20 protein-coding genes are annotated in these 23,899 nt (G+C 64.1%); 13 read left to right on the top strand and 7 right to left on the bottom strand.

Features of this window, described 5'->3' with window-relative positions; all coding sequences use genetic code 11:
- Positions 1 to 14 precede the first annotated feature (14 nt).
- From C6V82_RS15530 to C6V82_RS15500, 7 genes are all read left to right on the top strand, one after another.
- Complete coding sequence (locus C6V82_RS15530; RefSeq protein ID WP_102588518.1) at positions 15 to 1,361, top strand: glutamine synthetase family protein; 1,347 nt, start codon at positions 15 to 17, stop codon at positions 1,359 to 1,361.
- Positions 1,362 to 1,566: 205 nt separating this feature from the next.
- On the top strand, positions 1,567 to 2,670 hold the full coding sequence (locus C6V82_RS15525) for a polyamine ABC transporter substrate-binding protein (RefSeq protein ID WP_102588519.1): 1,104 nt from the start codon (positions 1,567 to 1,569) through the stop codon (positions 2,668 to 2,670).
- A gap of 102 nt (positions 2,671 to 2,772) precedes the next feature.
- On the top strand, positions 2,773 to 3,957 hold the full coding sequence (locus C6V82_RS15520) for an ABC transporter ATP-binding protein (protein ID WP_102588520.1): 1,185 nt from the start codon (positions 2,773 to 2,775) through the stop codon (positions 3,955 to 3,957).
- 12 nt (positions 3,958 to 3,969) lie between these two features.
- Positions 3,970 to 4,881, top strand: coding sequence for an ABC transporter permease subunit (locus C6V82_RS15515; protein ID WP_102588521.1), 912 nt, complete (start codon positions 3,970 to 3,972; stop codon positions 4,879 to 4,881).
- A 1-nt stretch (position 4,882) separates the two neighbouring features.
- Positions 4,883 to 5,710 carry an ABC transporter permease subunit gene (locus C6V82_RS15510; RefSeq protein WP_102588522.1) on the top strand — a complete coding sequence of 276 codons (828 nt, stop codon included), beginning with the start codon at positions 4,883 to 4,885 and terminating at the stop codon, positions 5,708 to 5,710.
- Positions 5,711 to 5,747: 37 nt separating this feature from the next.
- Complete coding sequence (locus tag C6V82_RS15505) at positions 5,748 to 7,040, top strand: NAD(P)/FAD-dependent oxidoreductase (protein ID WP_102588523.1); 1,293 nt, start codon at positions 5,748 to 5,750, stop codon at positions 7,038 to 7,040.
- 256 nt (positions 7,041 to 7,296) lie between these two features.
- Positions 7,297 to 7,848 (top strand): glycine zipper 2TM domain-containing protein, encoded by a 552-nt coding sequence (locus C6V82_RS15500; protein WP_102588524.1) that lies wholly within the window; start codon positions 7,297 to 7,299, stop codon positions 7,846 to 7,848.
- A gap of 84 nt (positions 7,849 to 7,932) precedes the next feature.
- Here C6V82_RS15500 and C6V82_RS15495 read toward each other — a convergent pair whose 3' ends face one another.
- A complete protein-coding gene (locus C6V82_RS15495; protein ID WP_102588525.1) occupies positions 7,933 to 9,309 on the bottom strand; it encodes a glutamine synthetase family protein in 1,377 nt (458 codons plus the stop codon).
- Between the two features lie 293 nt (positions 9,310 to 9,602).
- Between C6V82_RS15495 and C6V82_RS15490 the strand changes: the two genes are divergently transcribed.
- The 4 genes from C6V82_RS15490 to C6V82_RS15475 all read left to right on the top strand — a co-directional run bounded on the left by C6V82_RS15490 (position 9,603) and on the right by C6V82_RS15475 (position 13,598).
- The gene (locus C6V82_RS15490) at positions 9,603 to 10,379 is read left to right on the top strand and encodes a gamma-glutamyl-gamma-aminobutyrate hydrolase family protein (RefSeq protein ID WP_102588526.1); all 777 of its coding nucleotides are present in this window, start codon (positions 9,603 to 9,605) and stop codon (positions 10,377 to 10,379) included.
- The gene (locus C6V82_RS15485) at positions 10,366 to 11,769 is read left to right on the top strand and encodes an aspartate aminotransferase family protein (protein ID WP_102588527.1); all 1,404 of its coding nucleotides are present in this window, start codon (positions 10,366 to 10,368) and stop codon (positions 11,767 to 11,769) included. The genes C6V82_RS15490 and C6V82_RS15485 overlap by 14 nt, the downstream gene beginning before the upstream one ends.
- The gene (locus C6V82_RS15480; RefSeq protein WP_102588528.1) at positions 11,766 to 13,274 is read left to right on the top strand and encodes an aldehyde dehydrogenase; all 1,509 of its coding nucleotides are present in this window, start codon (positions 11,766 to 11,768) and stop codon (positions 13,272 to 13,274) included. The genes C6V82_RS15485 and C6V82_RS15480 overlap by 4 nt, the downstream gene beginning before the upstream one ends.
- A 153-nt stretch (positions 13,275 to 13,427) precedes the next feature.
- A complete protein-coding gene (locus C6V82_RS15475; protein ID WP_107164746.1) occupies positions 13,428 to 13,598 on the top strand; it encodes a DUF6435 family protein in 171 nt (56 codons plus the stop codon).
- A 116-nt stretch (positions 13,599 to 13,714) separates the two neighbouring features.
- Here the strand turns inward: C6V82_RS15475 and C6V82_RS15470 are convergent, their stop codons facing one another.
- The 4 genes from C6V82_RS15470 to C6V82_RS15455 all read right to left on the bottom strand — a co-directional run bounded on the left by C6V82_RS15470 (position 13,715) and on the right by C6V82_RS15455 (position 19,504).
- A complete protein-coding gene (locus C6V82_RS15470) occupies positions 13,715 to 15,424 on the bottom strand; it encodes a methyl-accepting chemotaxis protein (RefSeq protein ID WP_102588529.1) in 1,710 nt (569 codons plus the stop codon).
- Between the two features lie 160 nt (positions 15,425 to 15,584).
- A complete protein-coding gene (aguA, locus tag C6V82_RS15465) occupies positions 15,585 to 16,697 on the bottom strand; it encodes an agmatine deiminase (protein ID WP_102588530.1) in 1,113 nt (370 codons plus the stop codon).
- A gap of 8 nt (positions 16,698 to 16,705) precedes the next feature.
- Positions 16,706 to 18,052, bottom strand: a complete 1,347-nt coding sequence (locus C6V82_RS15460) for a Na+/H+ antiporter NhaC family protein (RefSeq protein ID WP_102588531.1) — start codon at positions 18,050 to 18,052, stop codon at positions 16,706 to 16,708.
- 54 nt (positions 18,053 to 18,106) lie between these two features.
- Positions 18,107 to 19,504, bottom strand: coding sequence for an aminotransferase (locus tag C6V82_RS15455; protein ID WP_102588532.1), 1,398 nt, complete (start codon positions 19,502 to 19,504; stop codon positions 18,107 to 18,109).
- 203 nt (positions 19,505 to 19,707) lie between these two features.
- Between C6V82_RS15455 and C6V82_RS15450 the strand changes: the two genes are divergently transcribed.
- Together C6V82_RS15450 and C6V82_RS15445 are read left to right on the top strand one after the other, a co-directional pair.
- Positions 19,708 to 20,955: a M20 family metallo-hydrolase gene (locus tag C6V82_RS15450; protein WP_102588533.1), complete on the top strand. Its 1,248-nt coding sequence runs from the start codon at positions 19,708 to 19,710 to the stop codon at positions 20,953 to 20,955.
- Positions 20,952 to 22,466 (top strand): aldehyde dehydrogenase, encoded by a 1,515-nt coding sequence (locus C6V82_RS15445; RefSeq protein WP_102588534.1) that lies wholly within the window; start codon positions 20,952 to 20,954, stop codon positions 22,464 to 22,466. Before C6V82_RS15450 ends, C6V82_RS15445 begins: the two co-directional genes overlap by 4 nt.
- A gap of 27 nt (positions 22,467 to 22,493) precedes the next feature.
- On the opposite strand, the gene C6V82_RS15440 is transcribed toward C6V82_RS15445, so the two are convergent.
- Together C6V82_RS15440 and C6V82_RS15435 are read right to left on the bottom strand one after the other, a co-directional pair.
- Positions 22,494 to 23,309 (bottom strand): response regulator transcription factor, encoded by an 816-nt coding sequence (locus C6V82_RS15440; protein WP_102588535.1) that lies wholly within the window; start codon positions 23,307 to 23,309, stop codon positions 22,494 to 22,496.
- 7 nt (positions 23,310 to 23,316) lie between these two features.
- The gene (locus tag C6V82_RS15435; RefSeq protein WP_102588536.1) at positions 23,317 to 23,868 is read right to left on the bottom strand and encodes a cupin domain-containing protein; all 552 of its coding nucleotides are present in this window, start codon (positions 23,866 to 23,868) and stop codon (positions 23,317 to 23,319) included.
- Positions 23,869 to 23,899: the final 31 nt, after the last annotated feature.

Raw genomic sequence — 23,899 nt, 5'->3', positions numbered from 1 at the left:
CAGATGAGGTTCCCATGAAAGACCTGGAAAGCTGGTTGAAGGAGCGACGCATCACCGAGGTGGAGTGTCTGGTCTCCGACATCACCGGCATTGCCCGAGGCAAGATCACGCCCGTGTCGAAGTTCGTTGCCGAGAAAGGCATGCGACTTCCGGAAAGCGTGCTGCTGCAATCGGTGACCGGCGATTACGTCGAGGATGACATCTACTATTCGCTGCTCGACCCGGCCGACATCGACATGGTCTGCAAGCCCGACGCGACCGCCGCCTACCCGGTGCCCTGGGCACTGGAGCCCACCGCTCAGGTGATCCACGACTGCTTTGACAAGATGGGCAACCCCATCGAGCTCTCGGCGCGCAACCAGCTCAAGAAGGTGCTGGCGCTGTATGCCGAGAAAGGCTGGAAGCCAGTGGTGGCGCCCGAGATGGAGTTCTACCTGACCAAGCGCTGTGAAGATCCGGACCTGCCGCTGCAGCCACCGATCGGCCGCAGCGGGCGCCAGGAGACCGGCCGCCAGTCGTTCTCCATCGACGCCGCCAACGAATTCGACCCGCTGTTCGAGGATATGTACGACTGGTGCGAGGCCCAGGGGCTGGATATCGACACCCTGATCCACGAGGAAGGCACCGCGCAGATGGAGATCAATTTCCGTCACGGCGACCCGCTGATGCTGGCCGACCAGGTGTTCCTGTTCAAGCGCACCATGCGCGAGGCGGCACTCAAGCATGACGTGGCCGCCACCTTCATGGCCAAACCGGTGACCAACGAGCCGGGTAGCGCCATGCATATCCATCAGAGCGTTCTCGACGCGCGTACCGGCAAGAGCATCTTCTCCAACGACGATGGCACCATGAGCCAGCTGTTTCTGCACCACATCGGCGGGTTGCAGAAATTTATTCCCGAATCGCTGCCGCTGATGGCCCCTAACGTCAACTCCTTCCGGCGCTTTTTGCCCGATACCTCGGCACCGGTCAACGTCGAATGGGGCGAGGAGAACCGCACCTGTGGGCTGCGCGTGCCCGACTCCAATCCGCAGAACCGGCGTGTCGAGAATCGTTTGCCGGGTGCCGATGCCAATGCCTACCTGGCCATCGCCGCGAGCCTTCTGTGCGGATACCTGGGGATGGTGCAGAAGGTCAATCCCTCGGCGCCTGTGCAGGGGCGGGCCTTCGAACGGCGCAACCTGCGCCTGCCCTTTACCCTGGAAATGGCGCTGGAGCGCATGGAGCATTGCGATGAACTGACGCGCTACATGGGCAGCAAGTTCGTCACTGGTTTCGTGGCCGTGAAGCGTGTCGAGAACGAGAATTTCAAGCGGGTGATCAGCTCCTGGGAGCGTGAATTCCTGTTGTTGAGTGTGTAGATCGAGGGCCTGGATCGACGGGCGATGCAGACAGTGTTTGCAGAAAGAATCTGCAGAATGAGTGTTTTTTGGCGTGTCAGTCGGTGCCCGGGAAGGCACCCCTTGTTCAGCGTTGACACCGTCAGGGAAGGCGACGGTTACGCTTGAGTCTGTCGGCCGTGTCATGGCACCGCCGATAACAATAATCGACAGATGAGGTGGCAGGATGATGATAAGCAAGCCAATGGCCCTGGCCGTATCCACTGCAACGCTTGCCCTGGCGGCGAGTGCGGCGCAGGCCGAAGAGGTCCGCGTGTACAACTGGTCGGACTACATTGCCGAGGACACCCTCGAGAAGTTCACCGAGGCCACCGGCATCGAGGTGGTGTATGACGTCTACGACAGCAACGAGGTGCTCGACGCCGCGCTGCTCGCCGGGCGCTCCGGCTATGACGTGGTGATTCCCTCCAATCACTACCTGACCCGCCAGATCAGCGCCGGGGTCTATCAGGAGCTCGACCACGACAAGCTTCCCAACATGAAAAACCTCAACCCCGACCTGATGGATGACGTGGAGTCGATCGACCCCGGCAGCCGCTACTCGGTGCCCTACATGTGGGGGACCAACGGCATCGGTTACAACGTCGAGCGGGTCACCGAGATCCTGGGCGATGACGCACCGCTCGATTCCTGGGCGCTGATCTTCGATCCCGAGATCACTGCGGCCCTGGAAGAGGGCGGTTGCGGTATCTCGATGCTCGATTCCGGTGATGAAATGCTGTCGCCGGCCATGGCCTACCTCGGCCTGTCACCGCTCTCCGAGGAGCGTGAGGATCTCGAGGCCGCCGGCGACTTGATCGCCGGGGTGCGTGACAACATCACCTACTTCCACTCCTCGCGCTACATCTCGGATCTGGCCAACGGCGACATCTGCGTGGCAGCGGGCTATTCCGGCGACATGTTCCAGGCTGCCGCGCGTGCCGAGGAGGCCGAGCGTGACTTCTCCATCGCCTACACCATCCCCAAGGAGGGCGCGGCGCTGTGGTTCGACATGATGGCGATCCCGGCTGACGCCCCCAACCCGGACAACGCCCACGCCTTCATCAACTTCATCCTCGAGCCCGAAATCGCCGCCGACATCACCGAGTACGTGGTCTACGCCAACCCCAACCTGGCATCCAACGAGTTCCTGGACCCTGAGATCCTCAACGACCCAGAGGTCTATCCCAACCAGGAGGTCATGGACAACCTCTACGTGGCGGAAGAAAAGCCGCTGGCGGTCCAGCGCATTCGCACCCGTGTTTGGAATCGCGTGAAGTCCGGCATGTGATGCCGGTTGGCCGGCCCACGGGTCGGCTTATCTGTTCCAGGCGGTGCACCTGAGGTGTCGCCGCCTGGTACCCCGCCATGCAGACAGTCGGGAGACCCCACGATGGCGCCATCCCAGCCTTCGGTCAGCGACCGGGAGACTTCAGAGTCCGAGTCGAGTCAGGCCCGATCGAGTCGTGAGCCTGGAAAACGTACCAGCGACGAGTCGCTGGTCGAGATCCGCCGTATCAGCAAGCGCTTCGACGGGGCGCTTGCGGTGGATGATGTGAACCTGTCTATCCGCCGTGGCGAGATATTCGCGCTGCTGGGGGGGTCGGGATCGGGCAAGTCGACCCTGCTGCGCATACTCGCGGGCTTCGAAAAGCCGAGCGAAGGGCAGGTGCTGCTCGACGGTCAGGACATCACCACCATGCCGCCCTATGAGCGGCCCATCAACATGATGTTCCAGTCCTATGCGCTGTTTCCGCACATGACGGTGGCTCAGAACATCGCCTTCGGGCTCAAGCAGGACAAGCTCGACAAGCAGGAGATCGAGACGCGGGTCGCCGAGATGCTCAAGCTGGTGCACATGGAGGCCTTCGCCAAGCGCAAGCCTCACCAGCTTTCGGGTGGCCAGCGTCAGCGCGTGGCCCTGGCTCGCTCTCTCGCCAAGCGGCCCAAGCTGTTGCTGCTCGATGAACCCATGGGCGCACTCGACAAGAAACTGCGCACCGAAATGCAGCTCGAGGTGGTGCAGATCCTCGAGCGGGTCGGGGTGACGTGCATCATGGTCACCCATGACCAGGAAGAGGCCATGACCATGGCCGACCGAGTGGCGATCATGGCCGATGGCTGGATCGCCCAGGTCGGTTCGCCCATGGATGTCTACGAGAGCCCGGCGAGCCGCATGGTGGCCGAGTTCGTCGGTACGGTGAACCTGTTCGCCGGCGAGATCGTCGCCGACGAGCCCGACCATTGCGTGATCGACAGCCCCGAGCTCGGCCGGCAGATCTACATCAGCCATGGCGTGAGTACCCAGGCCGATGATCGCAAGGTGTGGGTCGCGGTACGCCCGGAGAAGACCTGGCTGACCCGCACCCGGCCCGAGGGTGACACCAACTGGGCGGCCGGCAAGGTCGAGGACATCGCCTATCTTGGCGGACAATCGGTCTACTACGTGCGCACCGAGCAAGGGCAACTGGTCAAGGTCAGCATGGCCAACACCGAACGCCGTGGCGACCGGCCGAGCTGGGACGACCCGGTGTTCATCCATTGGGACGACCGCAGTGCCGTCGTCCTTCGCGACTAGGGAGAGCCCGCCATGACGCCTTCTCCTTCCCAACGGGCCAAACGCTGGTTGCGCCCGCGCCGCGGCTGGGTGATTGCCGTGCCGCTGCTGTGGCTGACCCTGTTCTTCCTGGCGCCGTTCGCCATCGTGTTGAAGATCAGCCTCTCCGAGGCGGCCATTTCCCTGCCTCCCTACGGCGCCATCGTCGACTACAGCGCCGAAACGCTGAACATCGCGCTGAACTTTGGCAACTACCTGTTCCTGTTCTCCGATTCACTGTATGTCTCGGCGTACTGGGGCTCGGTGAAGATCGCCTTCTTCTCGACGCTGTTCTGCCTGCTGATCGGCTACCCCATGGCCTATGCCATGGCCAGGGCGCCTGCGCGCTGGCAATTGGTGCTGCTGCTGCTGGTGATGCTGCCGTCCTGGACCTCGTTCCTGATCCGGGTCTACGCCTGGATGGGCATACTCAGCAACAACGGCCTGCTCAATAACACTCTGCTGTGGCTCGGCCTGATCGATTCACCGATCCGCATGATGAATACCAATTTCGCGGTGATGCTGGGTATCGTCTATGCCTACCTGCCGTTCATGATCCTGCCGCTCTACGCCAATCTGACGCGGCTCGACAACTCGTTGCTGGAGGCCGCCTCGGACCTCGGCTCACGCAAGTTCAACACCTTCCTGAAGGTGACCCTGCCGTTGTCGAAGGGCGGCATCATCGCCGGTTCCATGCTGGTGTTCATCCCGGCGGTGGGGGAGTACGTGATCCCCGAGCTGCTCGGCGGGCCCAACACGCTGATGATCGGCAAGGTGCTGTGGGAAGAGTTCTTCAACAACCGCGACTGGCCGGTGGCCTCGGCGCTCGCCATGGTGATGCTGGCACTGCTGCTGATCCCCATTGCGCTGTTCCATCGCTATCAGTCCCGTGAACTGGAGGAGTGACATGAGACAACGCCCTTCATTCACGACCGTGATGTTGATCGCGGGACTGCTGTTCCTTTACCTGCCGATGCTGGTGCTGGTGATCTACTCCTTCAATTCGTCACGACTGGTGACGGTGTGGGCTGGCTTTTCGGGGCGCTGGTACCTGGAATTGCTGCAGGACCGCCAGATCCTCTCGGCGGTGTGGACCAGCCTGCGCATCGCCTTCTTCGCCGCCTGCATGGCGGTGTGCCTGGGGACGCTGGCGGCCTTCGTGATGACCCGCTTCGCCCGCTTTCGCGGCAAGACGGCGTTGTCCAGCATGGTCACGGCCCCGCTGGTGATGCCCGAGGTGATTACCGGCCTGTCGCTGCTGCTGCTGTTCGTGCAACTGGCGCAGATCACCGGCTGGCCCGGCGACCGTGGCATGATGACGATCTGGATCGCCCATACCACCTTCTGCAGCGCCTATGTGGCGGTGGTGGTGTCATCGCGGCTGCGTGAGGTCGACCGCTCCATCGAGGAGGCCGCCCTGGACCTCGGTGCACCACCGGTCAAGACCTTCTTCCTGATCACCCTGCCGGTGATCTCCCCGGCGCTGGCGGCGGGCTGGTTGCTGGCCTTCACCCTGTCCCTCGACGACCTGGTGATCGCCAGCTTCGTCTCGGGCCCCGGGGCCACCACGCTGCCGATGGTGGTGTTCTCCTCGGTACGCATGGGGGTCTCGCCGATGATCAATGCCCTGGCCACCCTGATCATCCTTGCGGTGTCGCTTGCCACCTTCCTGGCCTGGTACTTCATGCGCCGCGGCGAGGCCCGCCGCCTCGAGGCGGCGGCGGCCGAGCAGTGAGCACTCACCCCATGTCCGTTCCTTCAAGGAGTCATCGATGAGCCAAACCCAGTCCCGCGAACACGTGGCCTCCTGGTATTCCGCCACGGCCAATCCGTCACCGGCGCGTCCGGCCCTCGAGGGCGACGTGACGTGCGACGTGTGCGTGGTGGGTGCCGGGTTCACCGGCATCTCCTCGGCACTGCACCTGGCCGAGCGTGGCGTGTCGGTGGTGGTGCTGGAGGCCTCGCGCGTCGGGTTCGGGGCATCGGGCCGCAACGGTGGGCAGATCGTCAACAGCTACAGCCGCGACATGGACGTCATCGAGGCCAAGTATGGCGAACTCACCGCCCAGGCGCTGGGCGACATGGCCTTCGAAGGCAATCGCATCATTCGCGAGCGCATCGAGCGCTACGCGATCGACTGCGACCTGCGCGACGGCAACCTGTTCGCCGCCTGCAATGAACGGCAGTACGAGGGGCTGGTCGAGCACAAGGCGCTGTGGGAGCGTTACGGCCACCGCGAACTCGAACTGCTTGAGGGCAAGGCGCTCAAGCGCGAGGTCAACTCCGATCGCTATGTAGGGGGACTTGTCGATCACTCGGGTGGCCACCTGCATCCGCTCAACCTGGTGCTGGGCCAGGCCGCGGCGGTCGAATCGCTGGGGGGGCGAATCTTCGAACAGACCCCGGTGGTCGAGCTTCGGCATGGCGAGCCCGTGGTGTTGAAGACGCCACGTGGCGAGGTGCGTGCCCAACGCGTGGTGATGGCCGGTAACGCCTACCTGCAGGGGGTATTGCCCGAGCTCGAGGGCAAGTCGATGCCCTGCGGGACCCAGATCGTCACCACCGAGCCACTGGGTGAGGCCCGTGCGCGTGAGCTGCTGCCCAACGGCATGGCCGTGGAGGACTGCAATTACCTGCTCGACTACTACCGGCTGACCGCCGACAACCGGCTGCTGTACGGCGGCGGAGTCAACTATGGCGGCGACGACCCCGGTGACATCACCAAGGTGATTCGCCCCAAGCTCGCCAAGACCTTTCCAGGCCTTGCCGATGTGAAGATCGACTACGCCTGGAGCGGCACCTTCCTGATGACGCTCAACCGGCTGCCGCAGTTCGGGGTGCTCAACGGCAATGTCTATTACGCCCAGGGCTACTCCGGTCATGGAGTCACCTGCACGCACCTGGCCGGCAAGTTGATCGCCGAGGTGATGCATGGCCAGGGCGAGCGCTTCGACGCCTTCGCCGGGCTCCCTCACCTGCCGTTCCCGGGCGGGCGGCTGCTGCGCGTGCCGCTTTCGGCACTGGGCGCCTGGTACTACGCCACCCGTGATCGGCTGGGGGTGTGACACCAACTGAGCTGTCGCTGTGTGGCGACGGCTGGTCAGAAAATGCGGAAGTCATGCCCACAGGCTGAACGCCGGTCGTCTGCTGCCCTATACTGGGCACACATCAGGCGGCGCAGGATGCGCCGCCACATTCATCGTTTCCTCTCGGCAAGGCACCATCATCCGCTGTCGATGCCTGCGCCAATGTCATGCTCGTTCCGGGCATCAAGTTCGCAATTGAATCAGGGGCGCCGCAGCGTCCTGCTGGAGGTGACAGATGAGCAAGTCGATCGTGGTCGGTACCGCGCTTTCCGTGCTGGGCCTGGGTGGCCTGGGGTATGGCGCCTGGCAGGTCCAGCAGGAGCCGCAACCTCAGTATGCCGAGATCGTGGGTGTCGAGACGCTGACGCGCACCGTCGAGACCCCGCGTGAGGTGTGCGAGGAGGTGGTGGTCAACCAGCCGGGCCAAAGCCGCGACCCCAACCGGATCGTCGGCACGGCCGCCGGGGCCATCGTCGGTGGGCTGCTTGGCAATCAGGTTGGCGGTGGCAGTGGCAAGAAGATCGCCACCGTGGCAGGTGCCGTGGGTGGCGGCCTGGCCGGGCGCGAGGTGCAGGAGCGGGTGGAAGCCAACCAGGGCACCCAGACCACCCAGACCCAGTGCCATACGGTGGTGGATACCCATCAGGAGACCGAAGGCTACGAGGTCTCCTGGCGCCACGCTGAGCAGGTGCAAACCACCCGCCTGGATTCGCCGCCCAAAGGCGACCGGGTGCTGCTTGAAGAGGGCCGCCCACGCTGGGATAGCGTGGTCACCGACGAGAGCTGAGCCACCAGAAATAGCTGAATCACCAACGCAACGCGCCCGGGCCTTGGTCCGGGCGCAGTACGTTCGGGGCGCATGCTTGACGCATCAGGCGTTGCGCAGGTACCAGTCGTACTCGAGCCGGCTGATGCTCTGCATGGCCTGGTCGCGTTCGGCGCGACGGTTGGCCAGGTAGACGTCCATGAAGGGGTCGCCGAGCGCCTGGCGCAGCGGTTCGCTTGCGTCGAGCAGCGCCAGTGCCTGCAGCCAGCTGTTGGTCAGACTGGGCGGGTACTGCTGGTAGGCATTGCCGGTGACCGCCGGCGGCGGTGTCAACTGGTGCTCGAGGCCATGCTCGATACCCGCCAGCAAGGCGGCCAGCAGCAGGTAAGGATTGACGTCGGCGCCGGCCACGCGATGCTCGATGCGGCGTGCCGCATTGGCGCCGGAGGGGATGCGCAGCGCCACCGAGCGGTTGTCGTAGCCCCAGGTCGGTGCCATGGGCACATAAAGCCCGGGCTGGAAGCGACGAAACGAGTTGAGGTTGGGGGCGAACAGCGCCATGGAGGCCGGCATCAGCGAGAGCAGTCCGGCAATGGCCTGCTTGAGTTGCGGCGTGCCGAGGGGGTCTTCATCCTCGGCGGCGAAGACGTTGTGGTCGCGTTCGTCGAGCAGGCTGATATGCACGTGAGTGCCGTTCCCGGCTTCCTGGCCGTAGGGCTTGGCCATGAAGGTGGCCTCGAAGCCGTGATTGAGCGCCATGCCCTTGATCAATCGCTTGAGCAGCACGGCGCTGTCGCAGGCGGCCAGCACATCGTCGCCATGCTTCAGGTTGATCTCGAACTGCCCGGGTGCGCACTCCTTGAGGGTGGTGTCCAGCGGCAGGCCCTGGATGTCGGCGGCCGCCTGGATCGCCTCCAGCAACTCGGCATACTCGTCGAGCTCGTTGATGGAGTAGAGCTGGCTCTGGGTGGCGCGTTCACCGGTGGCGGGTGAGCAGGGCGGCTGAATCAGGCCGTGGGCGTCGCGCTTGCGGTCGACCAGATAGAACTCCATTTCCACGGCGACCACTGGTGTCAGGCCGCGCTGCCGGAAGCGTGCGACGAGGTTTTCCAGCACGTGGCGGGGGTCGGCGAAGAAGGGCTTGCCATCGGGTTCGTACATGCTCATCAACAGTTGCGCCTGTCGACCCTGCTTGAGCCAGGGGCTCGGCATCAGCGTGTCGGGTATCGGCCAGCAGACGCGGTCCCCGTCGCCGGTGGAGAGACCGAGGCCAGTCTCCTCGATGGTGTTCCCGAGGATGTCGAGAGCAAACACCGAGGCCGGCAGGTTGATGCCTTCCTGGAAGGCCTTTTCCAGGTTACCGCGCCCCACGCGCTTGCCGCGCAACACGCCATTCAGGTCGCTGATCAACAGGTCGATACTGTCGATTTCTGGGTGTCGGTCGAGGAACTCGCGGGCTTCGTCGGCGGGGCGTGAGGGCATGGCGCACCTTGTTATTGGGTCGGAGGTCTCGAGTCAGTGTGTCGTGACGTAGTGTGGGAGATAGCGTGCAAGCTCGTCACGCTAGTGAGGTATCTTTGAATCCTGTCGTCAGTGTTGTCAAATATTTTACGCTTTCCCCTGCTGCTACGCACCGGCTGGCGCAACGATTCCGGAGTTTTCTGCGATTCCTTGAGTGTTTTTGCACATTACCTGGCGACTTGGCAGATGCCTTTTTGAAAGGTATGTTGAGCAAAGCATAACAATTGCTGTTTGCATGAATCGAGGAGAGTGTCATGTCCAGCCGACCCCTGGTGGGGGTGATCGCCTGTCGCCGTGATGTCGAGGGCCATCCCGCCCATGTGGTGACAGACAAGTATCTTGCGGCGTTGCGCGAGTACGGCCTGGCGCCGGTTATCCTGCCGGTGTGGGAAAACGGCGACGAGCGCGACCTGCTCGGTCATCTCGATGGCCTGCTGCTTACCGGCAGTCATACCAATGTGGCCCCCGAGCGCTACGGCGCCGAGCTTGCGCCACAGAATACCCGCGCCGATCACCATCGCGATGCCGCGGCCTTCGGCTGGATTCCCGCCGCACTGGACCTCGGCCTGCCGTTGTTCGGTATCTGCCGCGGCTTTCAGGAGCTCAACGTCGCGTTTGGCGGCTCGCTGCACCAGGCGGTGCAGAATGTGCCGGGTCTTGATGACCATCGCGAGCCCGATGTCGAACTGGCCTTGCGCTATGCCCCGGCCCATGACGTGACGATTCTGCCTGGCGGTCGGCTGGCGGCGCTGGCTCCCGAGCCAGCCTCGCGGGTCAATTCGCTTCACCAGCAGGGTATTGCCGAACTCGGCATGGGGCTTTGTGCCGAGGCCGTGGCCCATGATGGCCTGATCGAGGCCATTTCGGTTCGCGATGCGCCGGGATTCTCGCTCGCCGTTCAATGGCATCCCGAATGGCGGCCCCGCGAACACCCGCTCTACGACGCGTTGTTCGAGGCGTTTGCCGGCGCATGCCGTGGGTATCGCGCCCAGCAGTCCATCCTTGAAGAGGTCGAGCATGCTTACGGCTGACTATCAGCGGCTGGACCGCGACCATCACCTGCACCCTTTTACCGATTTCAAGGCGCTCGGCAAAGAGGGCAGTCGCATCATCACTCATGCCGAAGGCGTCTACATCCATGACAGCGAGGGCAATCGCATCCTGGATGGCATGGCGGGGCTGTGGTGCGTGAATCTCGGCTACGGTCGCCGCGAACTGGTGGACGCCGCGACACACCAGTTGCAGGCCTTGCCCTATTACAACAACTTCTTCAAGACCACCCATCCACCGGCAGTCAAGCTTGCCGAGGCGCTTTGCCGACTGGCGCCGGCGCATCTCAATCGGGTGTTCTTCACCGGCTCCGGTTCCGAGGCCAACGATACCGTGCTGCGCATGGTCAGGCGCTACTGGGCACTCAAGGGCAAGCCCGACAAGCAGTGGATCATTGCTCGCGAGAATGCCTACCACGGCTCCACCGTGGCAGGCTTGAGCCTGGGTGGCATGGCGCCGATGCACGAGCAGGGTGGCCCGTTGGTGCCCGGTATCACCCATGTGCGTCAGCCCTACTGGTTTGGAGAAGGGCGGCTTGGAGAAGGGCGCGACCCATCACCCGAGGCCTTCGGGCGTCTGTGCGCCGACGCCATCGAGGCGAAGATCCTGGCACTTGGCGAAGAGAACGTCGCGGCGTTCATCGCCGAGCCGGTGCAGGGCGCCGGTGGCGCCATCATCCCGCCGGAGAGCTACTGGCCGGCGGTCAAGGAGGTGCTGGCGAAGTACGACATCCTGCTGGTGGTCGATGAAGTCATCTGCGGTTTCGGCCGGCTCGGCGAATGGTTCGGCAGTGTCCATTACGATCTCGAACCCGATCTGATGCCGATCGCCAAGGGGTTGTCGTCCGGTTACCTGCCGATCGGCGGGGTGCTGGTCGGCGACCGGGTGGCGGATACCCTGATCGAGGAAGGCGGTGAGTTCTTCCATGGCTTCACCTATTCGGGGCATCCGGTATGCGCCGCCGTGGCGCTTGCCAACCTCGAGCTGATGCAGTCCGAAGGCATCGTCGAGCGCGTGCGTGATGACCTCGGCCCCTACCTTGCCGAGCGCTGGGCGAGCCTGGCCGACCATCCGCTGGTCGGTGAGGCGCGTTCGCTTGGCCTGATCGGCGCGCTGGAACTGGTCGCCGACAAGACCACTGGAGCACGCTTCGCCAAGTCGCTTGGCGCCGGTAACCTGTGTCGCGATTTGTGCTTCGCGCAAGGCCTGGTGATGCGATCGGTAGGTGATACCATGATTATCTCCCCACCGCTGGTGATTACCCGGGAGCAGATCGACGACCTGGTGCGCCTGGCCCGTCAGGCGCTCGACGAAACCGCCCGCCGCCTGGCGGAGCATCGTGCAACCCCAAGCGAGGAGGCTTCCGCATGAGCCGTTCATCCGAGAGTGCGCCGCGCACCAAAGCCGACTGGCAGGCGCTGGCTTCGTCGTTATCCATCGAGAGCCGCGCCTTCATCGCCAATGAATTCGTTGATGCCGCAAGCGGTGAAACCTTTGCCTCCCTCAACCCGGCCACCGGCGACACCCTTGCCGAAGTGGCAAGCTGTGATGCCGTGGATGGCGAGCGTGCCGTGGGTCATGCCCGCGAGGCCTTCAACCAGGGGGAGTGGTCGCGGCTGGCGCCGGGCAAGCGCAAGCGGACCCTGTTGGCGCTTGCCGAGCTGATGGAAGCCAACAAGTACCAACTGGCGCTGATCGACACCCTCGACATGGGTAAGCCGGTGGGCAGTTCGCTGGGTGACATCAATGGCGCCATCGCCTGTTTTCGTTATCAGGCAGAGTCCATCGACAAGCTCTACGGTGAGGTGGCACCGACTGGCGATGACACCCTGGCCATGGTGCTGCGTGAGCCACTTGGCGTGGTCGCCGCCATCGTGCCATGGAACTTTCCGCTGATGATGACCGCGTGGAAAGTCGCCCCGGCACTGGCGGCCGGTAACAGCGTGATCTTGAAGCCCTCGGAGAAATCGCCGCTGTCGGCATTGCGTCTGGCCCAGCTAGCCAAGGAAGCCGGCCTGCCGCAAGGCGTGTTCCAGGTACTGCCGGGCTTTGGCCACACCGTAGGCAAGGCACTTGCGCTGTCGATGGATGTCGACTGCCTGGCCTTCACCGGCTCCACCGGGGTTGGCAAGCAGTTGATGCAGTATGCCGGCCAGTCCAACCTCAAGCGGGTCTACCTGGAGTGCGGCGGCAAGTCGCCCAACCTGGTATTTGCCGACTGCAAGAACCTGGATCAGGTCGCCAAGCATGCCGCCGCGGCGATTTTCCATAATCAGGGGGAGGTGTGCATCGCAGGCTCGCGGCTGCTGGTGGAAAACTCGATCCGCGAGGCCTTCGTCGAGAAGGTGGTCGACGCCGCCAAGGCCATGCAGCCAGGTGACCCGCTCGACCCGGAAAGCTTCATGGGCGCCATGGTCGACGAGACACAGTATCGCCGCGTGCTCGATTTCATCCGCCAGGGCGCCGAGGAGGGCGCGCGGTTGCGGGTCGGCGGCACCCCCATGGAAGGCCCGGGATTGTTCATCCCGCCGACGGTGTTCGATGGGGTTCTGCCTTCGATGACTATCGGTCGCGAGGAGATTTTCGGCCCGGTGCTGGCGGTATTCGGCTTTGACAGCGAAGAGGAGGCCGTGGCCATGGCCAACGACAGCCCCTATGGCCTGGCGGCCGGGCTGTGGAGCCAGGATATCGACCGCATCATGCGGGTGACCCGGCGGCTGCAATCCGGCCAGGTATTCGTCAACAACTGGGCCGGTGGCGACCAGACCATGCCGTTCGGTGGGGTCAAGCAGTCGGGCAATGGCCGCGATAAGTCGCACCACTCGCTCGAGGAGTATTCCGAACTCAAGAGCGTATGGATGTCGCTTGCCACCTGAGAACCGCTTGTTGTCAGGCAATGACGAGGCCGGCGCCATGATGCCGGTCTCGTCATTTTCATTTACGGATAGATATTTTTGTACAGCTCTTGCATAGCTTTGTGGTGACGATACGCGTAGCCTGACATGACCATTCCCGCAGGAGCGACGAGCATGTTCGGACTCTTCAACCAAGACCCCACCAAGAAGCTGCAGAAGGCCTATGAGCGCAAGCTCGAGCAGGCCATGCAGGCGGCCCGCAACGGCGATATGCGCGCCAATGCCACCCTGACCGAAGAGGCGGAGAAGCTGCGTGCCGAGATCGAGGCACACAAGTCGAACTGAGCCTCTACGACAATGCAAAGGGCGAGGCCATTGGCCTCGCCCTTTTGATGGCTTTTCACTCACTCATCGCTTGGTGTTGCGGACGTGCTCAACCGGCTGGCTGGCGGTCGATATCGTCAGGCTGACTGCCAGCCTAGTTGGCGGGCTGATTTGCCCGACGGCTCGGTAGCTCGCCTTTGTTCGCTCTCGGCCATGGCGACGACGCCTGCACTTGTCTGATGGGTACCGTCTGGAAAGTGGTTGTCGGGAAGCTCGAAGGCCGACATCGCGCTCAACAACTGCCGTGCGTGGTGGCGGAGGTTGCCGGCTGCGTTGCGGCTTTCACCGACCACGCTGACATTCTGCTGGGTCACCTGATCCATTTCGGCCACAGCTTGCCCCGCCTCCTGGACTCCCTGGCGCTGCTCGGCGCTGGCTTGGCTGATCTGTTGCATGATCTCGTTGACCCGGCCGATCGCCGCCAGTACATCCTGGGTGGCCTGGTCGGCCTGGCTTGCCTGATCATTGCCATCCTTGACGCGTTGGGCATTGGTAGTGACCAGGGCTGTGATCTCCTTGGCCGCCGAGGCGCTGCTCTGGGCGAGTTTGCGAACCTCGGCGGCGACCACGGCGAATCCACGGCCATGTTCACCGGCACGGGCCGCCTCAACTGAAGCGTTCAGTGCCAGGATGTTGGTCTGGAAGGCGATGCTGTCAATGGTCGAGATGATGCTGGCGATCTCCCTCGAGCTCTTGTCCAGGCCGTTCATGGCGTCCGCAACGCCGCGAACCGCGATGCCACCACGTTCGGCAGTCATCGCCGTGCTATTGGCCTCGTGACTGGCGCGTTGGGCATTGTCGGCGTTCTGGGCCACGGTGCCCGTCAGTTGCTCCATGGCCGCGGCGGTTTCGGTCAGTGAGCTGGCTTGCTGTTCGCTACGTGTGGCCAGTTCATTGCTGCCTTCGGCGATCTGTTCGCTGTTGCTGGCAACGGCCTCTGATGCCGCACGAACCTGGGCGACAATCCCTTGAAGATGGCGGGCCATTTCCACCTGGGCGGCCATGATGCTGCGGGTGTCTCCCTTGCGCAGGCGCCCATGCGTGGTGAGTTTGCCCCGCCCGATGGCATGGGCGAAGGCGCGTACCTCGCTGGGCTCCGCCCCCAGTTCACCGAGCAACTGGCGAGACAGCAGGAAGGCAATCAAGCCACCCGCCAAGAGTGCCATCAGACATAGCCCGACCATCAGCATCTGGAAACCGGAGGCGGTGTCACGGGCCAGCGCCGTTGACGTGTCGCTTTGCGCTTCCTGGAAGTCGAGGAACGCATTGATGTCGGCAAGCCACTGGAAAAAGGCCGGACCTGCCTGATTCAGCAGCAGCTCGCGAGCCCCTTCGAGATCGCCCGAAAGACGCCTCTCGATGACTGCCTCGGCGAGGGCATTGGTCTGGTTTTCCTGCGATTCGATGGTGCTGAGCAGGGTATCTTCCGTGGCGTTGGGCTGAGCATTCTCGGCCATCACTGCCGTCATTTGCTGGCTGGCTTGCCGGTAGTCGTCGGCAAGTGCCTGGTAATCGCCAAGAAGGTTGTCCAGTGCGGCTGGCGCCTCGACCAGGGTGATGTCGCGCAGGAGTATGGCGCGGTCGTGCACGCTGCCGCGCCAGTCGATGGCCTGCCGGGACTTGTCGCCATTGACGTCGTTGATCTGGGTGAGGCCGCTATCGATGCGGCTGACCTGGGTGACGCCCACTGCGGTGAGGATCACCATCAGCGCGAGTACCGCGGAAAAGCCGGCCATCAGTCGGGTGCGAATACCAAGTTGGGCGAATCCGGCCATCAATGAGCTCATGGTGATTCCTTGTCAGTGTTATTGGGCGTTCAGCCTGCAAGGAGAATATGTCTTGTACAGTTATTATACAAGACATAATTGATTCACAATATTTGTACAAGAAACCCGGAAAACGACGACGCCGGCCTCCAGGGCCGGCGTCAACTTGCTGGGCTCGTCGTCAGGGCCGCGGTTGCTGCTGGGTGATGCAGTGGATGTTGCCGCCCCCCAGCAGGATCTCCCTGGCGGGCACGCCAATCACCCGCTTGTCGGGGAACAGACCCTGGACGATCCCCTGGGCTGCCTCGTCATGGGCAGGGTCCAGCAGCGGCATGACCACCACCGAGTTGCCGATATAGAAGTTGACGTAGGAGGCCGCCATGCGATCGCCGGGCCGACGTGGGTGGGAGTGACTGAGACGGTCGATGCCACTGGCCTCGTCCTCGGCGATATGGAGCGGGCCGGGCTGGGGCAGCTTATGCACGTTCAGGCGCCTGCCCTTGGCATCGTGGCTGGTCTCGAGCACCTCGAGGGCCTCCCGGGAGATGGCGTACTGGGGGTCGCTCTCGTCGTCGCACCAGGTCAGCACCACCTCGCCCGGGGCCACGAAGCAGCAGAGGTTGTCCACGTGGCCGTCGGTCTCGTCGAGATGACAGCCGCGGGGCAGCCAGATCACGTGATCGACACCCAGAGTGTCGTGTAGCACCCGCTCCATCTGGTCGCGATCACGGTCCGGGTTGCGGTTGGCATTCAGCAGGCACTCCTCGGTGGTGATCAGCGTACCCTGGCCATCCACGTGCAGGGCGCCTCCTTCCAGCACCACCGGCGCCGCGAAACGCGGGATGCCGAGCATCTCGGCGATCTTGGTGCGGATGCGGCGATCCTTGTCCCAGGGGAAGTACAACCCGCCCTCCAGGCCGCCCCAGGCGTTGAACTCCCAGTCGACCATGGCCAGGCGGCCGTCGGGGTGGGTGAGGAAGGTGGGCCCCACGTCACGCATCCAGGCATCGTTGCTGGAGAGTTCCACCACGCGAATGTGGGCGGGTAACTGGTGGCGGGCGTTCTCGTACTGGTCGTCGTTGACGCCGACGAACACCGTCTCGCTTTCGGCGATGGCACAGGCCACCTCGGCGAAGGCCCGCTGGGCGGGCTTGGCGCCGTAGCGCCAGGTGTCGGGACGCTGCGGCCACAGCATCCAGCAGGCGTCGTGGGGGGCGAACTCCGCGGGCATGCTGAATCCCTGAGCCCTGGGCGTGGTCTCGGGGCGGGCGGTATCGAGGCTGGTCTCGTTCATGGGAGGTCTCACAGGTGGCCGGCGACGAGGAAGATGCCGGTGGCGATGGCGGCGGCGATCAGCACGTAGGGCAGTTGGGTCAGGGCATGGGCCATTGGAGTACAGCCGCTGCCCTGTGCCGAGAGCACTGTGGAGTCGCCATAGAAACAGGCGTGGCTACCGAAGGCGCTGGCCGAGATCAGTGCGCCGATCACCAGCGGCATGTGGCTATCCACGCTCGCCGCCAGGGGCAGCACGATGGGGATGGCCACGGCAAAGAGTCCCCAGAAGGAACCGGTGGCGAAGGCCAGGAAGGCCATGGTGACGAAGACCACCGCCGGCAGCATTCCCGGGGTCATCAGTGGCTGCACCGTGGCGATCACGTAATCGGTGAGCCCCAGCACATCGTTGACCTCCTTGAGGGTGAAGCCAGCCACCAGCGTGCCCAGCGGCATGATCATCGCCTTGAAGCCATCCAGGGCGGTGTCGAAGGTGTCGTGGAAGCTCAACAGACGCTGGCCGGCGATCAGCAATAACGTCACGGCCAGGGCCACGATCACACCGCGCAGGATGTCGATGTCGTAGTACCAGGTGAAGAAGATCAGGGTGATGATGGGCAGCAGAAAGTTGAGCAGGTGCGGACGCTTCTTGCCGGTGTCCTCCACCTCCAGGGCGTTGTCGTCGACGCCTGACGGCATCGGTTGACCGCCAGCGGCACGGGCTTCGGCGGCCTTCATCGGGCCGAGGTCGGGAATCCAGCCCAGGGCCACCAGAGGCACCACGGCGGCGGCCACCCAGGCGTAGAACATGAAGGGAATGGATTCGATATACAGGCCCATGCCGCTTCCGGCCACGCCGTTCTCCTCGAGCAGGCCGGCGAAGAACACCGCCCAGGTGGAGAAGGGCACCAGAATGCAGATTGGCGCCGCGGTGGAGTCCACGACATAGGCGAGCTTCTCCCGGGAGATGCCGAAACGATCGGTTATCTTCTTCATGGAGGCGCTGATGGTCAGCGCATTCAGGTAGTCGTCGACGAAGATCACCAGCCCCAGCACCCATGTGGCCAGCAGGCTTTGTCGGCGACCGTGGATGCGCTTGGTGACGGCGTCGCCGAAGCTGAGCACGCCACCGGTCTTGACCAGCAGGGCGATCAGGCTACCAAACAAGCCGCAGACCAGGATGATCCAGGTCACGGTGTCGTTGCCGAGAACAGTGAGCAGGATATCCGAGCCCTGGCTGACGACGGTGGTGGGATCGATCATCAACAGGCCCACCAGGGCACCGGTCATCAGCGACTCGATGGTACGGCGGGTGAGAATGGCCATGACCAGCACCACCAGGGTGGGGAGCAGGCTCCAGGCACCAAAAGTATCCATAACAAGACTCTCTTTTATCGTTGTGGTCGCTATTCGATTCTTGCTCGGCTCTTATCAGAGGAAGCCGTCGGTCTTGAGGGACACCGTGGTGGCGGCGAAGGCCTCGTCGAGGATCGCCACCACCCGGTCGACCACCTCGCGATCCCAGATTAACGGCGGCGAGAGGATGTTCAGGTGCCCCACCGGGCGAATAATCAGGCCGCGCTTCTGGGCCTCGGCGGCGACCCGGTCGCCGACCCGCGCCTCCACCGGCAGGGGCTTCTTGGTGGCCTTGTCGGCGACATTTTCGATGGCCAGCATAAAGTGGCTACCGCGTACGTCGCCCACGGTTGCATGGTGCGAAAGTGTCTTGAGCTTCTGCTCCAGATAGGGGCCCACCTCGCGGACGTTATCGCAGATTCGCTCGCGCTCGATGATTTCGATGTTCTTGAGTGCCGCGGCGCAACTCACCGGGTGGCCCGAATAGGTGAAGCCGGTGCTCAGCACGCCGCCCTTGCGCTGGGGGGTGCCCAGGACCTCGAAGAGTTCGTCTGAGATCAGGGTGGCGCCCAGGGGGGCGTAGCCCGATGACAGCCCCTTGGCGCAGTTGATGATGTCCGGTTGGGTATCGAAGACCGCCTCGGAGGCGAAGAAATGGCCCAGGCGGCCGAAGCCGGTGACCACCTCGTCGGCGATGTAGAGGATCTCGTTGGCGCGACACACTGCCTGCATGCGGGCGTGGTAGCCCTGCGGGGGCATCAGCACGCCGCCGGCGCCCATGACCGGCTCGGCGATGAAGGCGGCGATGTTGTCGGCGCCGATCTCGTCGATGGTGTCCTCGAGTTCGGTCACCAGGTGGTCGCAGTACGCCGCTTCGCTCATGCCTTCCGGACGGCGGTAGAGGTTGGCCTCGCTCAGGTGGGTCACCAGGTGGTCCAGGGTGTCGAAATCCCAGTTGTTGCTCTCGATGCCGGTCAGACTCGCGGCGAGGTAGGTGGTGCCGTGATAGGCGTTCTTGCGCGACAGGATGCGCTTCTTCTCGGGCTTGCCCAGGCGGTTGAAGTAGTAGTGAACCAGACGAATGGTGGCGTCGTTGGCCGCCGAGCCGCCGCAGCTGTAGAAGACATGGTTGAGGTGAGCCGGGGCCAGCTCGGCGAGCTTGGCCGCCAGCTCCGTTGCCGGGGCGTTGGAGAGATTGTTGAAGGTGGAGAAGTAGGCCATGCGGGTGGCCTGTTCCGCCATGACCTGACCGATCTCGGCGCGGCCATGGCCCACGTTCACGCACCACAAGCCAGCGATGCCGTCGATGAAGCGGTTGCCGTGGACATCCTCGACGTAGATGCCATCACTGTCGGTGATCAGGTCGCAGCCCTCCTCGTGGAAGAGGCTGTAGTCGGTGAAGGGGTGGATGAAATGATCCTTGTCCTTCTGCCACAGCGCCTGGGCGTCAAGTGTGCGGGTCTCGGTGCTCATGGTCTCGCCCTCGCAGGTGATGTCGTCATTGTTGGAATGAAACGTTGGAATGAAACGTTGAGGTCAGAAGCAGACTAGCGAGGGGCGATGCGCCGGGAACATATCCCGATTGGGGTATATCGGTGCGCTCGAAGGGCCGCCTAAGGTGTAGCCATTCCGCAGCAAGCAACAAGCACCATTCACAAAAACAGGGGAGGCACCCCATGACGGTTTCCATCGATGGTCAGCGGTTCTGGTCGAGCCTGCTGGCCATGGCCGAGATCGGCCCCACCGCGAACGGCGGCAGCTGCCGCCTGGCACTCACCGAGGAGGACGCCGCCGGGCGGCACCTGCTGATCGAGTGGTGCGAGGCGCTCGGCTGTACGCTGCGTGTCGACCGCGTCGGCAACCTCTTTTTCCGTCGCGCCGGCAGGCGTGACGATCTCGACCCGGTGGCGTGTGGCAGCCACCTGGACACCCAGCCCAAGGGGGGGCGCTTCGATGGCATCCTCGGGGTGCTGGCGGGCCTGGAGGTGTTTCGCACCCTGCATGACCAGGGCATCGTCACCGAGCGGCCGTTGGAGCTGATCGTGTGGACCAACGAGGAGGGCAGCCGTTTCGCCCCGGCCATGGTGGCTTCCGGTACTTATGCCGGTGAGTTCAGCGAGGCGTACACGCTGGCGCGGGAAGATCGGGATGGCGTGACCCTGGGTGAGTCCCTGGAGGTCACCGGCTTCGCCGGCGAGATGCCGGTTGGCGAACCGTGCCTGGCAAGCTTCTTCGAGCTGCATATCGAGCAGGGCCCGGTGCTGGAGGAGGAGCGCGAAGCCATCGGTGTGGTCACCGGCGTGCAGGGCATGCGCTGGTTCGACGTCACCCTGCGCGGCCAGTCGGCCCATGCCGGCCCCACTCCCATGGCCTACCGCCGTGATGCCCTGGCGGCCTGCGCTCGCCTGATCGATCGCCTGCAGGGCCATGCCCTGGCGGATATCAGCGGTGGCACCAAGGTCACCTTCGGTTGCCTGGAGATCGACAGCCCGTCGCGCAACGTGATCCCCGGAGAGGTGCGCCTGACCGTGGATCTGCGCCATGTGGTGGAAACTGAACTGGACGCCCTCGAGGCGCGTTTCCAGCGTGAGCTGGCCGAGCTTGCCGAGGGCTTCGGCATCGAGACCGCCAGCGAGCGGATCTGGGCCTCGCCGGTGGTGAACTTCGATGCCGGCTGCATCGATGCAGTGGAGAGGGCCACCCAGGCCCAGGGTGTGGCCTACCGGCGCATGATGAGCGGTGCCGGCCACGATGCCGTTTATGTCTCCCGGGTTGCCCCCACCTCGATGATTTTCATTCCCTGTCGCGATGGCATCAGTCATAACGAGGCGGAGTACGCAAGCCCGGAGCACTGCGCGCTGGGGGCTCAGGTGCTGTTCGATGCCATGCTGGAACGCGCCAGCCTAGGGGAGGCAAGCGAATGACAGCCACACCGACAGCGATTCCCACCACCAGGGCCGATTGGCAGGCCCTGGCCCAAGCGTTGACCGCCCGCCTGGAGACCCGCGCCTTTATCGACGACACCTTTGTCGATGCCGTGAGTGGCGAGACGCTGGCCACCATCAACCCGGCTACCGGCGAGACACTGGCTCACGTCGCCAGTTGCGACGCCGCCGACGCCGATCTCGCGGTGGCTGCGGCTCGGGCCGCTTATGCCCGGGGTGATTGGTCGCGATTATCTCCTGCCAGGCGCAAGCAGACGCTGCTGCGGCTGGCTGCGCTGATGGAGGCGCATCAGCATGAGTTGGCGCTGCTGGATACCCTGGACATGGGCAAGCCGGTCTCGAGCGCGCTTGGCGATATCGATGGCGCCATCGGTTGCCTTCGCTATACCGCCGAGGGCATCGACAAGGTCTACGGCGAGGTGGCGCCCACCGGCGATGACAGCCTGGGCCTGGTGCTGCGCGAGCCGCTGGGCGTGGTGGCCTCCATCGTGCCGTGGAACTTCCCGCTGATGATGACCGCCTGGAAGATCGCCCCGGCGCTGGCCGCCGGCAACAGCGTGATCCTGAAGCCCTCTGAGAAGTCGCCGCTGTCGGCGTTGCGCCTGACGCAACTGGCCAGGGAGGCGGGCCTGCCGCGCGGTGTCTTCCAGGTCCTGCCAGGCTTCGGCCACACCGTGGGCCGCGCCCTGGCGCTCTCCATGGAAGTCGATTGCCTGGCCTTCACCGGCTCCACCGGGGTGGGCAAGCAGTTGATGCAGTATGCCGGCCAGTCGAACCTCAAGCGGGTCTACCTGGAGTGCGGCGGCAAGTCGCCCAACCTGGTGTTCGCCGACTGCAAGAACCTCGACCAGGTGGCCTGGAACGCCGCCGCGGCCATCTTCCATAACCAGGGCGAGGTGTGCATCGCCGGCTCGCGCCTATTGGTGGATAACGCGATCCGCGGGGTCTTCGTCGACAAGGTGGTGGAGGCTGCCAAGGCCATGCAGCCCGGCGACCCGCTCGATCCCGAGAGTTTCATGGGGGCGATGGTCGATGAAACGCAGTATCGGCGTGTGCTCGACTATATCGCCAAGGGCCGTGAGGAGGGCGCCCGGCTGCGCGTTGGCGGTGTGGCGATCGACGGCCCCGGGTACTTCATTCCGCCTACCGTGTTCGACGGCGTGACTCCGGCGATGACCATCGGTCGCGAGGAGATCTTCGGCCCGGTGCTCTCGGTGTTCGGCTTCGATAGCGAGGAGGAGGCCGTGGCGATGGCCAATGACAGCGACTACGGCCTGGCCGCGGGGCTGTGGAGCCAGGATATCGATCGCATCATGCGCGTCTCGCGCAAGCTTCACTCCGGCCAGGTGTTCGTCAACAACTGGGCCGGCCCGGACATGACGGTGCCCTTCGGCGGCGTCAAGCAGTCCGGCAATGGCCGCGACAAGTCCCTGCACGCGCTGGAGGAGTACACCGAGCTAAAGACCGTGTGGATGGCGCTGGCGCCCTAGTGGGTGGCACTGGCCGCCAGGCAGGTGCTAGCCGCGCTGCCTCGAAACCAGCGCCACATGGTCGAGGAACAGCCGGAACAGCTGCGATTGACTGGACACCGCGAGGCGCTGATAGAGGTGCTTGCGGTGGACCTTGACCGTGCCATCGCTGATATCCAGCTCGCGGGCCGCCGATTTCGTCGAGTGGCCCGCCAGCAGCAGGCGGACGATGTCCTGCTCCCGGGCGGTGAGCACCCCGGCACCGAAGCTGGCGAAGGCCGCCTCCACCGGTTCCTGTTCTTCCAGGCGCTGCTGGAACTGACCTCCCTGCCACTTCCAGTAGTCCGCGAGCAGCACTTCCACCAGCGGTGCTAGATGCCGCAGCGCCTGGGTGGCGCGGCGGGTCAGGGGCGGTGACTGAGTGCCGAAGCCCAGCGAGACGGCGATCACCACCTCCGGGTCGACCCGGGTGAAGAACACCACCTCGTCATGCAGGCCCAGGTCGCGATAGTAGCGCTGGTAGTAGTCGCTGGCCTCGAAGCGGTCCGGGGCCAGCTCATGCAGTCGGTGGGCCCCCTGATCGAGTCCTTCGCTCACCGCGGTGAAAAAGGGGTCGAGCAGGTAGGCTTCGCTCAGGTAGCGCTCGATTCCCTGCACGCGACGCTGGGGAGGGTAGTCGTCGTGGATCAGCAACGGCCGGCGCCGGCCACGGTAGGCATTCACCAGCACGGTGTCGTAGGGCACCAGCTCGCGCAGGCAGCGGTCGAGCTGGAGGGGGAAGTCCGCCGCCGCGGAAGCGCGCAACAACCGGGCCAGGCGCTGATGCCAGGCAAGGCTGTCGGCGCGGGCGAGCAGCTCGAGCATGGTGGCCTCAGAATGCCCTAGCGGGCGTGGCGCAACTGACCAGGCGGCACGGGGTGTCGCCTGGATTACGGAAGCGGTGGGGAATGTTGGTCTCGAAGTAATAGGCCTCGCCGGGGCCGAGCAGGCGCGATTCGGCGCCGATGGTGATCTCGATCTGGCCTTCCAGCACCACGCCGGCTTCCTCACCCTGGTGGGTGATCATCTCGCGGCCGGTGTCGGCGCCGGGAGGGTAGGTCTCGATCATGAAGCCGAGCGCGCGGTCGCGACGATCCGCCCCCACCAATTTGTAGATGACATCACCCGAGCCGACATCGGCGAGATCGTCGCCGGTATAGAACACCTGGCGGCCGCTTTCAAGATCCATGGTGAAGAAGTCCCCGACACTCATCGGAATGGCGTCGAGGATCTTCTTCAGCGAGCTGACCGAGGGGCTTACCTTGCCCTGTTCGATCAGCGACAGGCTCGAGTGAGTGACGCCACAGCGCTTGGCGAGCTCGCGCTGGGAAATGCCGCGTAGCGTGCGCAGGGCGCGCAGCCGCGCGCCGACATCATCCGACATTTCCGCGTTCCTCCCGATGCGTGTGGCGCCG

This window comes from Halomonas urumqiensis (assembly GCF_003028575.1).
GTDB lineage: Bacteria > Pseudomonadota > Gammaproteobacteria > Pseudomonadales > Halomonadaceae > Halomonas > Halomonas urumqiensis.
The sequence above is the reverse complement of the archived record's forward strand: the minus strand, read 5'-3'. Positions and strand labels throughout refer to the sequence as shown.

Bases quoted from the DNA above. Each gene is read 5' to 3' on its own strand.
- C6V82_RS15525 (WP_102588519.1), top strand. From the start codon at position 1,567: ATGATGATAAGCAAGCCAATGGCCCTGGCCGTATCCACTGCAACGCTT.
- C6V82_RS15435 (WP_102588536.1), bottom strand. From the start codon at position 23,868: ATGTCGGATGATGTCGGCGCGCGGCTGCGCGCCCTGCGCACGCTACGC.
- C6V82_RS15505 (WP_102588523.1), top strand. From the start codon at position 5,748: ATGAGCCAAACCCAGTCCCGCGAACACGTGGCCTCCTGGTATTCCGCC.
- C6V82_RS15530 (WP_102588518.1), top strand. From the start codon at position 15: ATGAAAGACCTGGAAAGCTGGTTGAAGGAGCGACGCATCACCGAGGTG.
- aguA (WP_102588530.1), bottom strand. From the start codon at position 16,697: ATGAACGAGACCAGCCTCGATACCGCCCGCCCCGAGACCACGCCCAGG.
- C6V82_RS15440 (WP_102588535.1), bottom strand. From the start codon at position 23,309: ATGCTCGAGCTGCTCGCCCGCGCCGACAGCCTTGCCTGGCATCAGCGC.
- C6V82_RS15510 (WP_102588522.1), top strand. From the start codon at position 4,883: ATGAGACAACGCCCTTCATTCACGACCGTGATGTTGATCGCGGGACTG.
- C6V82_RS15500 (WP_102588524.1), top strand. From the start codon at position 7,297: ATGAGCAAGTCGATCGTGGTCGGTACCGCGCTTTCCGTGCTGGGCCTG.
- C6V82_RS15455 (WP_102588532.1), bottom strand. From the start codon at position 19,504: ATGAGCACCGAGACCCGCACACTTGACGCCCAGGCGCTGTGGCAGAAG.
- C6V82_RS15515 (WP_102588521.1), top strand. From the start codon at position 3,970: ATGACGCCTTCTCCTTCCCAACGGGCCAAACGCTGGTTGCGCCCGCGC.
- C6V82_RS15450 (WP_102588533.1), top strand. From the start codon at position 19,708: ATGACGGTTTCCATCGATGGTCAGCGGTTCTGGTCGAGCCTGCTGGCC.
- C6V82_RS15520 (WP_102588520.1), top strand. From the start codon at position 2,773: ATGGCGCCATCCCAGCCTTCGGTCAGCGACCGGGAGACTTCAGAGTCC.
- C6V82_RS15460 (WP_102588531.1), bottom strand. From the start codon at position 18,052: ATGGATACTTTTGGTGCCTGGAGCCTGCTCCCCACCCTGGTGGTGCTG.
- C6V82_RS15485 (WP_102588527.1), top strand. From the start codon at position 10,366: ATGCTTACGGCTGACTATCAGCGGCTGGACCGCGACCATCACCTGCAC.
- C6V82_RS15475 (WP_107164746.1), top strand. From the start codon at position 13,428: ATGTTCGGACTCTTCAACCAAGACCCCACCAAGAAGCTGCAGAAGGCC.
- C6V82_RS15490 (WP_102588526.1), top strand. From the start codon at position 9,603: ATGTCCAGCCGACCCCTGGTGGGGGTGATCGCCTGTCGCCGTGATGTC.
- C6V82_RS15495 (WP_102588525.1), bottom strand. From the start codon at position 9,309: ATGCCCTCACGCCCCGCCGACGAAGCCCGCGAGTTCCTCGACCGACAC.
- C6V82_RS15470 (WP_102588529.1), bottom strand. From the start codon at position 15,424: ATGAGCTCATTGATGGCCGGATTCGCCCAACTTGGTATTCGCACCCGA.
- C6V82_RS15445 (WP_102588534.1), top strand. From the start codon at position 20,952: ATGACAGCCACACCGACAGCGATTCCCACCACCAGGGCCGATTGGCAG.
- C6V82_RS15480 (WP_102588528.1), top strand. From the start codon at position 11,766: ATGAGCCGTTCATCCGAGAGTGCGCCGCGCACCAAAGCCGACTGGCAG.